Source organism: Phocoenobacter uteri (genome assembly GCF_900454895.1).
Taxonomy (GTDB): Bacteria; Pseudomonadota; Gammaproteobacteria; order Enterobacterales; family Pasteurellaceae; genus Phocoenobacter; species Phocoenobacter uteri.
Genome location: NZ_UGTA01000001.1, coordinates 1,797,600 through 1,811,825, shown reverse-complemented (window position 1 = coordinate 1,811,825; position 14,226 = coordinate 1,797,600). Strand labels below are relative to the sequence as shown.

The 14,226-nt window shown below is 36.6% G+C and carries 10 protein-coding genes and 1 pseudogene; 4 read left to right on the top strand and 7 right to left on the bottom strand.

What is annotated here, in order from left to right; all coding sequences use genetic code 11:
- Positions 1 to 3 precede the first annotated feature (3 nt).
- Positions 4 to 1,599: an L-lactate permease gene (locus DYE60_RS08375; protein ID WP_115316144.1), complete on the top strand. Its 1,596-nt coding sequence runs from the start codon at positions 4 to 6 to the stop codon at positions 1,597 to 1,599.
- A gap of 99 nt (positions 1,600 to 1,698) precedes the next feature.
- Entirely contained in the window at positions 1,699 to 2,871 is a 1,173-nt protein-coding gene (locus DYE60_RS08370) for an alpha-hydroxy acid oxidase (RefSeq protein WP_218563624.1), read from the top strand.
- 184 nt (positions 2,872 to 3,055) lie between these two features.
- Here the strand turns inward: DYE60_RS08370 and fumC are convergent, their stop codons facing one another.
- The 3 genes and pseudogenes from fumC to rpoZ form a co-directional block, all read right to left on the bottom strand.
- Complete coding sequence (gene fumC, locus DYE60_RS08365; protein ID WP_115316142.1) at positions 3,056 to 4,450, bottom strand: class II fumarate hydratase; 1,395 nt, start codon at positions 4,448 to 4,450, stop codon at positions 3,056 to 3,058.
- 170 nt (positions 4,451 to 4,620) lie between these two features.
- Positions 4,621 to 6,042: pseudogene (locus DYE60_RS08360) on the bottom strand (RelA/SpoT family protein); the annotation flags it as partial.
- Positions 6,043 to 6,063: 21 nt separating this feature from the next.
- Positions 6,064 to 6,363 carry a DNA-directed RNA polymerase subunit omega gene (gene rpoZ, locus DYE60_RS08355; RefSeq protein ID WP_115316140.1) on the bottom strand — a complete coding sequence of 100 codons (300 nt, stop codon included), beginning with the start codon at positions 6,361 to 6,363 and terminating at the stop codon, positions 6,064 to 6,066.
- Between the two features lie 177 nt (positions 6,364 to 6,540).
- Between rpoZ and rraA the strand changes: the two genes are divergently transcribed.
- A complete protein-coding gene (rraA, locus tag DYE60_RS08350; protein WP_115316139.1) occupies positions 6,541 to 7,044 on the top strand; it encodes a ribonuclease E activity regulator RraA in 504 nt (167 codons plus the stop codon).
- A 100-nt stretch (positions 7,045 to 7,144) separates the two neighbouring features.
- Here rraA and rsmG read toward each other — a convergent pair whose 3' ends face one another.
- The 4 genes from rsmG to suhB form a co-directional block, all read right to left on the bottom strand.
- On the bottom strand, positions 7,145 to 7,759 hold the full coding sequence (gene rsmG / locus DYE60_RS08345) for a 16S rRNA (guanine(527)-N(7))-methyltransferase RsmG (protein WP_115316138.1): 615 nt from the start codon (positions 7,757 to 7,759) through the stop codon (positions 7,145 to 7,147).
- Positions 7,759 to 9,651: a tRNA uridine-5-carboxymethylaminomethyl(34) synthesis enzyme MnmG gene (gene mnmG, locus DYE60_RS08340; RefSeq protein WP_115316137.1), complete on the bottom strand. Its 1,893-nt coding sequence runs from the start codon at positions 9,649 to 9,651 to the stop codon at positions 7,759 to 7,761. The genes rsmG and mnmG overlap by 1 nt, the downstream gene beginning before the upstream one ends.
- Before the next feature lie 1,408 nt (positions 9,652 to 11,059).
- On the bottom strand, positions 11,060 to 12,916 hold the full coding sequence (gene dxs, locus DYE60_RS08330) for a 1-deoxy-D-xylulose-5-phosphate synthase (RefSeq protein ID WP_115316135.1): 1,857 nt from the start codon (positions 12,914 to 12,916) through the stop codon (positions 11,060 to 11,062).
- Between the two features lie 82 nt (positions 12,917 to 12,998).
- Complete coding sequence (suhB, locus tag DYE60_RS08325; RefSeq protein WP_115316134.1) at positions 12,999 to 13,808, bottom strand: inositol-1-monophosphatase; 810 nt, start codon at positions 13,806 to 13,808, stop codon at positions 12,999 to 13,001.
- A gap of 219 nt (positions 13,809 to 14,027) precedes the next feature.
- Here suhB and DYE60_RS10245 point away from each other — a divergent pair, with 219 nt between their 5' ends.
- A complete protein-coding gene (locus tag DYE60_RS10245) occupies positions 14,028 to 14,168 on the top strand; it encodes a hypothetical protein (protein ID WP_172460394.1) in 141 nt (46 codons plus the stop codon).
- Positions 14,169 to 14,226 lie beyond the last annotated feature (58 nt).

The window sequence follows — 14,226 nt, the reverse complement described above, 5'->3', positions numbered from 1 at the left end:
TTTATGGCTCTTTTTCTTAGTATCTTTCCTATCATATTACTGATTTACCTTATGGTGAAACGTAATGCTCTTCCTTCTTATGTTGCTCTGCCTTGGATTGCAGCAGTTGTCCTTATCGTTCAACTGATCTTCTTTGAAACAGATATTACTACTATTAGTGCGAACATCGTTTCAGCACTTATTTCTGTTCAAACCCCTATCACTGTTATTTTTGGGGCAATTTTATTTAACCGTTTCTCTGAAAAATCAGGGGTAACGAATACCTTGCGTAAATGGTTAGGTAATATTAACGCAAATCCAGTAGCACAACTTATGATTATCGGTTGGGCATTTGCATTTATGATTGAAGGTGCGAGTGGATTTGGTACACCTGCAGCTATCGCAGCACCTATCTTAGTTGGTTTAGGTTTCCCTGCTTTACGCGTGGCAATGCTAACACTTGTAATGAACTCTGTGCCAGTATCATTTGGTGCGGTAGGTACGCCAACGTGGTTTGGTTTCGGCCCATTAAATTTAAGCGACGCACAAATTTTAGAAATTGGCTCAATGACAGCCTTAGTTCACACAATCGCTGCTCTCGTTATCCCGATTATGGCATTACGTATGATCGTTAGCTGGCAAGAAATCCGTAAAAACATTGTCTTTATTTATATCAGTGTTTTTGCCTGTGTTGTCCCTTATTTACTAATCGCTCAAGTAAACTATGAATTCCCATCATTAGTTGGTGGTGCAATTGGTTTACTTATCTCTGTATTTGTAGCAAATAAAGGCATTGGTTTGGCAAAAGTTGAAAATAACTTAGATGACAATGCAGTAAGTAAAGCAGAAGTAATGAAAGCTTTATTACCAACTGGAATGCTTATTTTCATCTTAATTATTACGCGTATTAAACAGCTACCCTTTAAAGCAATGCTAACCAGCTCAACAGAATGGTTCAGTGTTCAATTAGGTTCACTTGGTCACTTTGAAGTAAGCCAAAGTTTAATTCTGAGTTTAAAAAGTATCTTTGGTTCGTCAATTGGTGCAAGCTATAAAGCCCTTTATGTACCAGCGTTTATTCCATTTATCATTACGGTACTGTTAGTTGCACCATTATTTGCAATGTCTTTCGGAAAAACTAAAACGGTATTTGCAGATAGCTTAAAACAAACACGTAACCCATTCTTAGCTCTAGTTGGAGCATTGATTATGGTTAAATTGATGTTAGTGGGTGGCGACGGTTCAATGGTGAAAATTATCGGTAAAAGTTTTGCAGAAGCAACAGGGGAATACTGGACAATCTTTGCCTCATTCTTAGGTGCGGTAGGTTCATTCTTCTCAGGTTCTAATACCGTATCTAACTTGACCTTTGGTAGTGTACAGCTATCAACCGCTGAATTAACTGGTCTATCGGCAACCTTAGTACTTGCATTACAATCAGTGGGTGGAGCAATGGGTAATATGGTGTGTATTAACAACATCATCGCCGTAAGCTCAGTATTGAATATTGATAAGCAAGAAGGTGTTATCATCAAGAAAACCATCGTTCCAATGGTTGTTTATGGTATCATCGCTGCGTTATGTGCTTCGTTTGTTATTCCGCTGTTCTTTAATGTATAAATAAGCGGTCAGATTTACATAAAAATTTACAAATTCATAAATAAGGTTTGTTCGCAAAAGTGAGCAAGCCTTCGTAACAATAATAATATAGAGAGGAAAATGATGAGTTTTCAAATGAATCCAGATTATCCAAGTATTGAGCATCTTCGTGTTAAATCAAAAAAACGTATGCCAAAATTCGCCTACGAATATTTAACCGAAGGTTGTAACGAAGATCTAAACGTATATAAAAATACCAAAGAGATTCGTGATATTGAGTTAATGCCAACTTACTTAACTGATTTAAAAGAAGTTTCTATGAAAACAGAACTTTTTGGCAAAACCTATGATGCCCCATTTGGTATCACTGCGGTTGGTTTACAGTCGTTAATGTGGCCAAATACTGCACAAATTCTTGCTAAAACCTCTGTTGATTTCAACATTCCATTTATGCTTTCAACAGTAACGACAATGTCTATTGAAGAATGTGCTGAAATCACAAAAGGTAACTTCTGGTTCCAACTTTATTATCCAAAAAATAAAGAATATCGTGAAGATATTTTAAAACGTGCTTGGGATAACGGCTGTCGTGTACTTTGCTTATTATCAGATGTACCAACATTCGGATATCGTCCAAAAGATATTTACAATGGCTTCGGTATGCCACCAAAAATGATGCTTCGTAACATCGTGAATGCAGCATTACACCCAACTTGGGCATTAGAATCATTAAGAGTGAATGGCATTGAAAATCGTGGAATGCCAAGCTTTAAAACCTTAGAAAAATATATGCCAGGTGGTATGGATTTACGTCAATTAGGTCTATTTATGGATGATTTCTTTGATGGTAAATTAACCGTTGAGCGAATTAAAGACATTCAAAAAATCTGGCCAGGTAAAATCGTTATTAAAGGTGTTGCAAGCGTTGAAGATGTACAAACCTGTGTAGATTTAGGCTTAGATGGTGTCATCGTATCTAATCACGGTGGTCGCCAATTAGATGCTGGTCCAAGCTCAATTTCAACCTTAGGTCCAATCGTTGAGAAATTCAAAGGTAAAATTACCATTATGATGGACGGCGGTATGCGTAATGGTCCAGATATGGCTCGCGTGCTTGCAAGCGGTGCGGATTTCTGTTTCTTAGGTCGTCCATTTATGTATGGAACAGGTGCATTAGGTACAAAAGGTGGCGATCAAGCTGCTTGGATCTTAAAACGTGAATTCCAACAAGTAATGGAACAGTTAAACTGTGAAAAAGTAGAAGATTTACCAAAATTTTTACATAAAAAATAACAGTTAAATTTTAAAAATAAAAGACGTTATACAATTTAAGTATAGCGTCTTTTTTATTTTTTTATAATCATATTAAATAACTTTTTGTTCCTAAAATTACAGGAAAGGCTAATCAGATAAAAAAGGTCGCTCAGATAACCAAGCGACCATATTTTTAACATTTATTAAAATAAACTGTTAGTGTTTATTTCAAACTTCCAACCATATCTTCTGGGCGTACCCATTCATCAAATTGCTCAGAAGTCACTAAGCCTAAGTTAATTGCTTCTTCTCTTAATGTTGTGCCATTTTTGTGTGCAGTTTTTGCAATTTTCGCCGCATTTTCATAACCGATATGGGTATTTAACGCAGTCACTAACATCAGTGAATTTTCTAATTGCATTTTAATGCGTGCATGATTTGGCTCGATACCACTTGCACAATGCTCATCAAATGATAAACACGCGTCTGCTAAAAGTTGGGCAGATTGTAAGAAGTTAAACGCCATCACAGGTTTAAATACGTTTAACTGGAAGTGACCTTGTGAACCTGCGAATGAAATGGTTGTATCGTTACCTAACACTTGTGCTGCCACCATAGTTAATGCTTCACACTGTGTTGGATTTACTTTACCTGGCATAATTGATGAACCTGGTTCATTTTCAGGAATTAAGATTTCGCCGATACCACTACGCGGACCAGAGGCTAATAAACGCACGTCATTTGCGATTTTGAATAACGACATTGCGATTTGTTTTAATGCACCGTGTGTTTCTACGATTGCGTCGTGGGTTGCCAATGCCTCAAATTTATTTTGTGCAGTCACAAATGGTAAACCAGTGAACTGTGCAATATATTCCGCTACTTTTACATCATAACCTTTTGGTGTATTTAAACCTGTACCTACCGCAGTACCACCTAATGCTAACTCGCTTAAATGTGGTAAGGTATTTTCAAGAGCTTTGATACCAAATGAAAGCTGTGCCGCATAAGCCGAGAATTCTTGTCCTAAGGTTAATGGGGTTGCGTCCATTAAGTGAGTACGACCAATTTTAACCACATCATTGAATGCTTCTGATTTATCCGCAAAGGTTTTTTGTAATTTTCTTAATGCAGGAAGTGTATGCTCAACCACTTTTTTGTATGCAGCGATGTGCATTGCGGTTGGGTAAGTATCGTTTGAAGATTGTGATTTATTCACATCATCATTTGGGTGAATAACACTTTTTTCACCTAATTTACCGCCATTTAAAACGTGAGCACGGTTTGCCACCACTTCATTCACATTCATATTTGACTGTGTACCAGAACCTGTTTGCCAAATTACAAGTGGGAACTCACCTTCTAATTGATTTGCTAAGATTTCATCGCACGCTTTTGCAATTAAATCACGTTTTTCAGTTGGTAACACGCCAAGATCACAGTTAGCAAAAGCCGCCGCTTTTTTCAAATAACCAAATGCCTCAATAATTTCTTTTGGCATTGATGCTTCTTCACCAATTTTAAAGTTATTACGCGAGCGTTCAGTTTGAGCAGCCCAATAACGATGAGCAGGCACTTTTACTTCGCCCATAGTATCGTGTTCAGTACGAAATTCCATAGAATACTCCTTCAATTTATAAAAAAGATAACGTTGAAATAGTATCACTGCCTAAAAAAGAAAGGAATAATATAATGTTGATTTTCTGATATAGATCACAAATTTAAGCGGTTATTTTTTACAAACTTTTTGCAAAATTTATCCGCTTATTATTGTTGCTCAGTTTGTATTTTTAAGGCGTGTCTAATTTTAGAGCGAGTTTTGGCATTTACTACAAAATTTAGCCATTCTTGATCAGGAAGATGACCTTGTTCTGTTTCAATTTTAACCGTCTGCCCTGTTTTTAAAGGCTTAGAAAGTGGATAAGGGTTACGATCAACAATGGCCGCGACACAACTATGCCCAATATCTGAATGTAACGCATAGGCAAAATCAATCGCGGTTGAATTAGCAGGCAATTCAATAATTCGACCTTTTGGCGTGAATACATAAATGTCATCAGAAAAAAGATCTGATTTTACATTTTCAATAAATTCTTCTGTATTTTCAACACTTTGCTGCAATTCAACAATACTTTGTAACCACTTGTTGGCTCGCAACTGAACACTGGTGTGAGCTTCATCTTTATAGCTCCAATGTGCTGCAACCCCCATTACGGCCATTTGCTCCATATCTTTGGTACGGATATGAGCCTCAATCGGCATACCTTTATGCCCAAACATCGAAGTATGCAAAGATTGATAGCCATTCGGTTTCGGTATAGCAATATAATCTTTAATTAAGGTTGGGCGAGGTTTATATAATGAATGCAATAATCCCAAAGTGCGATAACAACTATCAATGCAATCCACCACAATTCTGAATGAATAAATATCTAGAATAGATTGAAAATGCTGATCTTTCTGACGCATTTTTTGATAAAGGGTATAAATATTTTTCTCACGACCGTAAACATAACCCTGAACATTAGCTTTATCTAATAGCTCCTGAATCTCGTTACAAATTGTCTCAATTAAACGCTTACGATTTTCTCTTGCGTGTTCTACTGCTGTTTTCAATACTTGAAAGCGGTGTGGATATTGAGCTTCAAAGCAGAGATCTTCTAACTCACGTTTCAAGTTATCTAATCCCAAACGATGAGCAAGAGGCGTATAAATTTCAAGGGTTTCTTTTGCGATACGGCGACGTTTATCAGGACGTAGTGATCCCAACGTTCGCATATTATGCGTTCTATCCGCCAGTTTAATTAAAACCACTCGGATATCTTTTGTCATCGCTAATACCATTTTCTGGAAATTAGCGACTTGGGCTTCTTGGCGTGTGCGGAACTTCAATTTATCTAATTTTGATACACCTTGTACAATTTCCGCCACACTCACACCAAATTCATCAGCAAGTTCTTGCTCCGTATAAGGTGTATCTTCAATTACATCGTGTAACAAGGCTGCCATTACAGCCTCGTGATCGAGCTTCATCTGAGCAATAATAATAGCAACAGCGACTGGGTGGCAAATATAAGGCTCGCCACTTGAACGAAACTGCCCCTCGTGAGCATCTCGAGCCACGATAAATGCTTTTTTTATCAATGCTACTTTATCCGCAGGTAAATAGGTTTTAACAACCTGATTTAACTCTTCAAAAACCTCAGCCAGATACACGATTAACACCTAATCTTATTCTGCTTTTGATTCAATTTCTTGATCTTTTAATTCAGTTAAAAAAGAAATGGCTTCTTTTTCAGCTTCTTCTTTTTGAATTGCATCGCTATTTTCAAATTGATCCATTACGTTGTTATTGATTAAACCTTGTTCAATTTCACGTAATGCAATAACAGTTGGTTTATCGTCTTCTTCTTCAACCAATGGTTCACGAACATTAAGTTGTAATTGTCTTGCACGGCGTGCTGCCATTAAAATTAAATCAAAACGATTACCTACTTTATCAACTGCACCTTGTACCGTTACTCGAGCCATATTATTTACTCCAAAAAATTTATATAAATTATAGAAAAGGTTTCTGATTATACTAAACTTGTACCTAAGTTACTAGCTAAAAGCGGTCATAAATAAAACAATTTTTGTAAAATGTTGAGTTATTAAATAAAGAGATCTATACTGACACTCAAATTCATCTTTTAAATAGGATTTCTTATGAATATCGATACTTCTTTACTTTGTGATCTTTATGGCGATCAACTTGACGTAGTTGAACCAATGTTCTCAACATTTGGTGGCAACAGTGCGTTTTTTGGTCAAATCACCACTGTTAAATGCTTTGAAAGTAACGGGCTTATTAGCGAAGTGTTAGAAGAAAATGGCGAAGGACGAGTGCTATTAGTTGATGGGGGTGGCTCTGTAAGACGTGCCTTAATTGACGCTGAATTAGCAACATTAGCCGCTGAAAATGGTTGGGAAGGTATCATTGTTTATGGTGCAGTTCGCCAAATTGATATTTTGGAAACCCTTGAAATCGGTATCCAAGCCCTTGCACCAATCCCTGTAGGTGCAGAGCAAACTAGTATTGGCGAAGTTGATACCCCTGTTAATTTTGGTGGTGTAACCTTCTTCCCTGAAGACTATGTTTATGCGGATTTAACAGGCATTATTTTATCGCCAGAACCACTGGAAGAAGAGCCAGAAGAAGACGAAGAATAAATCTAAATTTTACCTAATATAAAGCGGTCATATTTTTGAAAAAATTTGCAAAAAGTTTCAAAAATATGACCGCTTGTTTTTTTATAAACTAGCAGGCTAGCTACTTAAACACCAATAAACAACGTTCCGCGTTTAGGCTTGGTACTCGTAATGGAATAACATCAATATGCTTAATTTTATCTTTTATTTCAGTGACTTCTTCCTGTTTATAAATTCCTTTTAGCGCATAAAACTTACCCTTTTCACTCGGTAAATGCTCACACCAATGCACCATATCAGAAAGTGATGCAAAAGCACGACTTAACACGCCATCAAAACCTTGTTCAGGTTGATATTCCTCTACACGAGATTGTACAGGGGTCACATTTTTAATACCAAGCTGTAATAAAACTTGCTCAATAAAACGTATGCGTTTACCCAGCGAATCCAGTAGTACAAATTCTTTATCAGGATTGATGATCGCAAGGGGAATACCAGGTAATCCTGGTCCTGTTCCCACATCAATAAAACGAGATCCAACAAGGTGTGGGCTAACCACTAAGCTGTCTAGAATATGTTTTACCCACATTTCATTTGGATCACGCACCGAAGTTAAATTGTATGCTTTGTTCCATTTATCTAGTAGTGCAACAAACTTGAACAATTTTTCTTTTTGTTCAGCTGAAATCTTAATATCCAGTTCATTAAGCAAGGCTTCGGCTTTGCCAATATTCATTACAATTCCCCTCTTTTCAACATACCTTGTTTTTTCAATGAAACAAGTAGAATTGAAATCGCTGCTGGGGTAATACCTGAAATACGTGATGCTTGTCCGATAGAAACCGGTTTATGCTCCACTAATTTTGCACGCACTTCATTTGATAAACTTTCAACCTTCGCATAATCAAAATCTGCTGGTATTTCTGTATGTTCGTGGCGTTTTTGTTTCTCAATTTCCGCTAATTGATGTTCAATATAACCTTGATATTTAATCGAAATTTCCACTTGTTCCGCTGCTTGTTTATCTTCAATGGCAGGAGAAAAAGGGTCTAATTGAGTTAAATTTTGGTAATTTACCTCTGGACGACGTAATAGATCTTCGCCACTTGCCTCACGAGTTAAAGGCGTTTTAACCAATTCATTTATGGCTTGTAAATATTGTGATTTTGGGTGAATCCAAATCTGTTTTAGACGCTCACGCTCTTTCTCAATATTTTCCATTTTTTGATTAAATCGTACCCAACGAGCCTCATCAATCAAGCCAAATTTATGGGCAATCGGTGTTAAACGAATATCTGCATTGTCTTCACGCAGCAATAAACGGTATTCCGCACGAGAAGTGAATAAGCGGTATGGTTCTTTTGTGCCAAGCGTACACAAATCATCAACCAATACGCCCATATAAGCCTGATCACGAGTTGGATACCAGCTCTCTTTACCTTGCACCTGTAAACCTGCGTTAATCCCTGCGAGCATTCCCTGAGCAGCTGCCTCTTCATAACCTGTCGTACCGTTAATTTGCCCAGCAAAGAATAATCCTGCAATTGCTTTGGTTTCTAAGGTAGGCTTTAAATCACGCGGGTCAAAATAATCATACTCAATGGCATAACCAGGTCGCATAATGCGTGCATTTTCCAAGCCTTTCATTGAATTGACTAATTTTTGTTGCACATCAAAAGGCAAACTGGTTGAAATACCGTTAGGGTAAATTTCAGTTGTGGTCAGACCTTCTGGTTCCAAGTAGATCTGATGGCTATCACGATCAGCAAAACGCATTACTTTATCTTCAATAGATGGGCAGTAGCGTGGTCCAACGCCTTCAATCACACCAGCATAAAGTGGACTGCGATCTAATCCAGCACGAATAATGTCGTGGGTCTGTGCGTTAGTGTGCGTGATATAACAAGAAATCTGTTGTGGATGTTGATCCACATCTCCCATAAATGACATTACAGGCAAGTTTTGATCGCCTTTTTGCTCTGTTAATACCGAAAAATCAATACTTCTTGCATCAATTCTTGGTGGCGTACCCGTTTTTAAGCGATCAATTCTTAAATTCAGATCACGCAAACGATCCGATAGACTATTTGAAGCAGGATCACCCGCACGTCCACCGGCATAATTTTCCATTCCAATGTGGATCTTACCTTTCAAGAACGTCCCCGCTGTTAATACAACGGAACGAGATTTAAAAGTTAAGCCCATTTTAGTGACTGCACCTACCGCACGATCATTTTCAACTAAAATATCAACCACTTCTTGTTGGAAAATATCTAAATTTTCTTGGTTTTCAAGGGCTGTTCTCACCGCTTGGCGATAAAGTACACGGTCTGCTTGAGCACGTGTCGCACGTACTGCGGGTCCTTTACTGCTATTCAAAATACGAAATTGAATCCCACCCAGATCCGTTGCTTTTGCCATTAACCCCCCCATTGCATCCACTTCTTTCACTAAGTGACCTTTACCAATTCCGCCAATGGCAGGGTTGCAAGACATTTGCCCTAATGTATCAATATTGTGTGTTAATAATAACGTTTTTAGTCCCATACGAGCAGGAGCAAGTGCCGCTTCAGTACCCGCGTGTCCTCCACCAATTACAATGACATCGTATATTTGTTGATAAATCATATTTTATATTTAACCTTTAAATTTATTCTTTTTTCAATTCTTAATTTAGGGGATCATTCTACCTGAATTTTTCAGATCTTAAAAAAGCTATTTTGTAAAATTTTTTGAGGAGTAAAAGGAAAAATAAGCGAGTACTAATAAATAATATATATTTATATATAGATCTTTATTATTATGATTATTAGTAAAATGATCTTTTGTGTATAACGTTAAATTTATTTTATAGATCATTAAGTTAAAGGATCTTAAGATCTGTATAAAACTATCTTTTAAACAGGATCATTCTTGTGTATAACATAGGTAGTTATCCACAGGTAAATATATTTATAAAGTTATTCAATAATAGATCTAAGGTTAAACACAGTTTAGATCCCTAGTTATCCACATTTTAAATGCTTAAAAAAGCCTCAAAAATGGAATAAGATCTTAAAATAGGCGGTCATTTTTTATCAGGATTTTGCAAAAATTGCTTGTTTTTTCATAAGATCTCTTATTTCTTCTTTTTTACAATTATATTACAATGCAAATTATATGTTTTTTTATGCAGTACTTTAATATAATAAAGGAGAAAAAATCTCCAGAAAAATAAACTTTTCTTATTTTAGGTCTTCATTGGGGTATAGCATATCGTTTTTATGGTATTAAAATTAACGGGATCTGTCTTAATGGTTTCATTTTCTTATGCCTTAGATGTGATCTCTTATATTTTAATTATGCCAATAATTGGTGTATTTGGGGATAATTATGACAAGAAAAAAATTATTTTAGTTGGAGGGACTCTTTGTTTATTGTCGTGACGTATTTTATATTCCGCCAGCCTCTCTTTTATTGGGTTATATTTTAAAATCCTCCCATAACGATACGATTATTTATTTAAAATCTAAAAATGATTTTTAATACATCGATCATATTCCACTTTATTTAAAGCGGAATCAGTGGGAAGTCCTTGTGTTCTTTTCAGATAATTTTCACCGATGACTTCGTGGAAACATTCTAATTCATTGGTATTTGGTAACAGCTTTTCTGTTGTCGTACAAGAAACTAAGCAGGAAATGGATAATATAAAAAGTATTTTGTTCATTATTATTGCTCCTTCAATATAGTGAATAATTATAATTTTTTTGTAAAATATTTTTCTATTAGAATGCTAATTAAAATAAGAAATAATCCGAGTATGGGAGCGGCAATATATCGGTTTATTTCAAAAGGTAAAGAGGGATAAACAAAACTTGAAAAAATATAGAAGATAAATCCATATAATATGACATAACTAAGCTTCATTTTATTTACGACCATATTCGCTGAAATGTAGTTTAATATTAAATAATGAAATTGTGATTGGCAAGAGGGTTTTTATTAGGCATAAAAAAAAGAAGCCGTAAGCTTCTTTTTAATAAGCTAATCTTGATTAGCAGTCACTAAAATAATGGTTAATCACTTTCTCAATTCCTTGTGCATCAAGCCCTAAATCTGCATAGCTTTCATCTTGGGTCGCTTGTGGGATAAATTCATCAGGAATGCCCAACATAATAAGCGGTTTAATTTTTTTGATTTTTTGCAAATATTCATTAACCGCACTGCCAGCACCGCCTTGAATAGCATTTTCTTCTAGGGTCACTAATAGCTCGTGAGAATTGGCTAGCTCAGCAATCATTGCTTCATCTAATGGTTTTACAAAACGCATATCAATAAGGGTGTAATCGTGTTTTTCTGCGACTTTTTTGGCACTTTCTAAATGGGTACCAAAATTTAAAATAGCCACTTTTTGACCTTGTTTAATTTTATTTGCTTTACCGATTTCTACGCCTGTTAATGCTTGTAATTCAATGCCTTTCACATTACCACGAGGGTAGCGAATTGCCATTGGCGAATTGGTTTTATAAGCAGTATATAACATCTGTCGCATTTCATTTTCATCGCTTGGGGTCATTATGGTTAGATTTGGAATGCAACGCATAAAACTTAAATCAAATGCCCCTTGATGGGTTTGTCCATCTGCACCAACGATACCAGCTCGGTCAATCGCAAAAATAACTGGTAAATTTTGAATGGCGACATCGTGAATCACTTGGTCGTAAGCACGTTGTAAAAAGCTAGAATAAATCGCAACTACAGGTTTATAACCAGCAATCGCTAATCCTGTTGCAAAAGTAACGGCGTGTTGTTCAGCAATGGCGACATCAAAATATTGTTTTGGAAAACGTTTAGAAAATTCCACCATTCCAGAGCCTTCACGCATTGCTGGCGTAATACCAATCAATTTTTCATCTTGCTCTGCAATTTCACACAACCAATCTCCAAAAATATCAGAATAGGTTTTGGTGGTTTTTGATTGCGGTAACGTGCCATTTGTTGGATCGAATTTTGGTACGCCGTGAAAACTAATCGGATCTTGCTCAGCGGGTTTATAGCCTTTGCCTTTTTTGGTCATAATATGCAGTAATTGCGGACCTTTACGATTACGCATATTTTTTAAGGTGCTGATTAGCTCGTCAATATCGTGTCCGTCAATTGGTCCAATATAATTAAAACCAAGGGTTTCAAAAATGGTACCGACAGGGGAAATAAAGCCTTTCATATGCTCTTCGGTTTTACGCACAAATTCTTTGATCGGCGGTAAACCTGAGAGAATTTTTTTACTGCTTTCACGGAAAGTCGTGTAAAGCTCGCCTGATAGAATGCGGGCGAGATGATTATTTAACGCTCCAACATTTTCAGAAATCGACATTTCATTATCGTTTAAGATAACTAACATATCATTATGTAATGCCCCTGCATGATTCAGTGCTTCAAACGCCATTCCAGCGGTCATTGCACCATCTCCGATCACACAAATCGTTTTACGCCCTGCATTTTCTTTTTCAGCAGCAATGGCTAAACCTAAGCCTGCACTGATAGAGGTGGAAGAATGTCCAACACTTAACACATCATAAGGACTTTCTTCACGCCACGGAAAAGGGTGTAAACCGTTTTTTTGACGAATGGTGTGCATTCGCTCACGACGACCCGTTAGAATTTTATGGGGGTAGGCTTGATGACCCACGTCCCAAATCAACTGATCAAAAGGGGTATTAAAGATGTAGTGTAACGCAACGGTTAGTTCAACGACACCTAAACCAGAGGCTAAATGTCCACTTGTTTGGCTAACGGATTCAAGAAGATAGCTTCGTAATTCAGTACAAAGTTCAGGAAGTTTGTCTTTTGAAAGTAAACGTAATTCATCAGGCGAATCGATTTGGCTTAAAAGTGGATAATTATTTTGCATAAATAGCAGTCTTCTGGTTTAGCGGTCAAATTTTAATGATTTTTTACAAATTTTATCAAAAATTTGACCGCTTATTTAAGGGTTATTTTTTTAAATCGTCAGTTAAAATAGGCTTAATGCTATTTAATGTTTCTTTTACGATACGTGCATTACCGGCAATGATGTTGCCAGAGGTTAAGTAGTCAGTACCACCAACGAAGTTAGTGACTAATGCACCTGCTTCACGTGCGATTAAATCGCCAGCGGCACAGTCCCAAGGTTTTAAACCAATTTCAAAGTAACCATCAACACGGCTTGCTGCGACATAACATAGGTCTAATGCCGCTGATCCAGTACGACGGAAATCAGCAACGCCTTTTTCCATTAACGCTTCGATCATATTTAAGTGAGCAGGGCAGTGTCTTGGGGTTTTAAAAGGGAAACCTGTTGCTAAAACAGTACCCGCTAAGTCACGTTTGTTATCAACACGTAAACGGAACTCATTTAATTTTGCACCTTCGCCACGTACGCCAGTGAATAATTCATTACGGATAGGATCGTAAACCACACCCACAGTGGTGATGCCATTTTCACGAATTGCGATAGAAACCGCAAAATGGGGGAAACGATGTACAAAATTGGTTGTACCATCTAATGGATCAATTACCCATTGCACATTGCTTTCTTTGCCTGCGATTAACCCTGACTCTTCGCCGATAATTGCGTGATCAGGATAAGATTGATGTACGACTTCAATAATCGCTTGTTCTGCCGCTTTATCGATAGCAGTGACATAGTCGTTCGTACCTTTTTGAGCAACTTCAGTATCTTTCGTTGATTGCTCATAGCCTTTCATAATAATATTTCCTGCTTTTCGTGCTGCACGAATAGCAATGTTTAACATAGGATTCATAATTCCACCAGATAGATTTTAAAGAACATTGTGAGGGTGCATTATAGAGAAAGTTGTCAAAGAAATAAACTGTAATATATTACTTAGTGCATAGGAATAATGATTTAGTTATGCTGCTTAAAATAATTTTATATAAATAAAGGATTATAAAAGTGTTACTCATCTTGTTAATTATGATTAGTTTGTTTTTATAGTATCTGTATTTTAACAAGAGAAACGATGATCGCTCATTTTTTACTACAAGAAATGATGAATGCCCAAGATAATAAAAAGGTCATTCAACGAATGCGGTTATTAGGGGTGAGATTTGATATTAAAGTTGTCACTTTAACACAATCATTACCTTGTTTATATTTATGAATTTCTTCCTTATTTAATTCAACGTTTATCGCCAATATCTTTTCAAGCGTTATTTCTA